At 58.5% G+C, this 2,394-nt stretch carries 1 protein-coding gene; it reads right to left on the reverse strand.

Annotated elements, in window-relative coordinates; all coding sequences use genetic code 11:
- Positions 1-136: 136 nt before the first annotated feature.
- Entirely contained in the window at positions 137-1,780 is a 1,644-nt protein-coding gene (mqo, locus tag FBY02_RS27960) for a malate dehydrogenase (quinone) (RefSeq protein ID WP_144931760.1), read from the reverse strand.
- Positions 1,781-2,394: the final 614 nt, after the last annotated feature.

Consider the following 2,394-nt stretch of genomic DNA (forward strand, 5'->3'; position numbering starts at 1 on the left):
ATGGGCATAAAAAATCCGATACCAGAGGACTGGTATCGGATTTTCTAGAAAGCCCGGCTTGGACTCAAATGCTTAAGTGAACAGCATTACGCTCAATGAGCGGCGTTTTCATACCTCACCAGACAGCGTCCGGTTTTTACAGCGCCATGTCAGCCGCTGGGTTGCCTTCTCGGGTCGTTTCTGGCTTGGTCGGGGCCGTGGTGGCGCCTGGCTTGCCGATCACCGGTGGAGGATCCAGTTGCAGGACCTCGCTGGTGTAAGCCCATTCCTGCGCCACGCGCTCAGGGCTGTCGTTGAGCTTGGTGCCGTAGCTCGGCACGATCTGGTGCAACTTTTCCTGCCAGGCCGGACTCGCGACCTTGTCCTTGAAGACCTTCTCCAGCACAGTCAGCATGATCGGTGCGGCGGTCGAAGCGCCTGGCGAGGCACCCAACAGGCCAGCGATGCTGCCGTCCTGTGCGGCAACCACTTCGGTACCGAGTTTCAGGACGCCGCCCTTCTCTTCGTCACGCTTGATGATCTGCACGCGCTGGCCAGCCTGCCACAGGCGCCAGTCTTCCTGCTTGGCCTCCGGGAAGTATTCCTTCAGCGCGTTGAAACGATCTTCATCCGACAGCATCAACTGGCCGGCCAGGTATTCGACCAGTGGGTACTGCTCTATACCGACCTTGGTCATCGGCCAGACGTTGTGGGTCGTGGTACTGGTCAGCAGATCGAAGTACGAACCGTTCTTCAGGAACTTGGTGGAGAACGTCGCAAACGGGCCAAACAGGATCACACGCTTGCCATCGAGCACGCGGGTGTCCAGGTGCGGAACCGACATCGGTGGCGCGCCAACCGAAGCCTTGCCGTAGGCCTTTGCCAGGTGCAGTTGGGCAACGGTCGGATTTTCGGTCACCAGGAACGAACCACCCACCGGGAAGCCAGCGTATTCACGGGCTTCTGGAATGTCGGATTTCTGCAGCAGGTGCAAAGCACCGCCGCCGGCGCCGATGAACACGAACTTGGCGTCGGTCTCGGTTTCGGTACCGTCCTTCAGGTTCTTATAGGAAACGCGCCAAGTGCCGTCTTCATTGCGGGTGATGTCTTCCACTTCGCTGGACAGTTTCAGCGAGAAGTTCGGCTTGGTTTGCAGGTAAGCGGCAAACTGGCGAGTGATTTCGCCGAAGTTCACGTCGGTACCCAGTGGACTCCAGGTAGCCGCGACTTTCTGGCTCGGATCACGTCCTTGCATCATCAGCGGAACCCATTTGCTGATCTGCGCAGGGTCTTCGGAGTACTGCATGCCGGCGAACAACGGGCTGGCCTGAAGGGCTTCGTAGCGCTTCTTCAGGAATGCAATGTTGTCGTCACCCCACAGGAAGCTCATGTGCGGCGTGGAGTTGATGAACGAGCGCGGGTTCTTCAGCACGCCGTTCTTCACCTGCCAGGACCAGAACTGACGGGAGATCTGGAAGGCTTCGTTGATTTCGATGGCCTTGGAGATATCGACCTTGCCGTTCTTGTCTTCCGGCGTGTAGTTCAGCTCCGCCAGCGCGGAGTGACCGGTACCGGCGTTGTTCCAGCCGTTGGAACTCTCTTCGGCAACACCGTCCAGGCGCTCGACCATTTCCATGGTCCAGCCCGGCTCCAGCTCATTGAGCCAAACGCCGAGCGTCGAGCTCATGATGCCTCCACCAATGAGCAGGACGTCCACTTTTTTTGCCTCGGCGGCGTGCGTGGTCGCAAGACCCATCGCCATCGCCAGGCCCAGCAGCGCCGTGTGTGTTTTCTTCAACATGTGTGTATCCCTAGGATGGAACGCCATTCCGCCCTCCGGTCTGTTCAAGGATAGACCACGCCCATGGCCGGCAACGCCAGCGTGTCTGGTTCGAATGGACTGGAGGATGGACCTACAGAGGCCGCGCAATACAGCGGCCTCGGTTTATGTCTCTCCGGCACTGACTTCTTGTAGGTCTTGGCTTCAGCTGGGTGAGGGACACTGCAAAACGTCTGGTGGCCTGTACTCGAATCAGCCACACAGACCACTTGATCGGGGCTGGCATGGCCTTGCCCGATTGTCGCAGCGGGGGGAGTTTACAGAATGAAATAACCAGACCGAAGCCTCTTTTTACATTCAGGGCGAAAACGCCGACCAAATGGCGGCGTTTTGATGGCGCCGTTCCGGCACGGTAGCTGCTTGACCAGCCATGAATTTGAAGTGCACTGGGGACCTCGTGGGAGCGGGCTTGCTCGCGAAAGTGGCGTGTCAGAAGTGAATTTATTGCCTGACACACCGCATTCGTCGGATCGCCGCCCGGAGCAAGCCCGCTTGTGTCTTGCTCTGCGATTAAACTGATGGTGAGAGCGGTGAGTGGCAAGCTGAATGCCCGGAGTGCTTAAAGCACGTGTGGG

It is taken from the genome of Pseudomonas sp. SJZ078 (assembly GCF_007828255.1).
Classification (GTDB): domain Bacteria; phylum Pseudomonadota; class Gammaproteobacteria; order Pseudomonadales; family Pseudomonadaceae; genus Aquipseudomonas.

Coding starts and splice junctions, on each gene's coding strand:
- mqo (WP_144931760.1), bottom strand. CDS start 1,780: ATGTTGAAGAAAACACACACGGCGCTGCTGGGCCTGGCGATGGCGATG.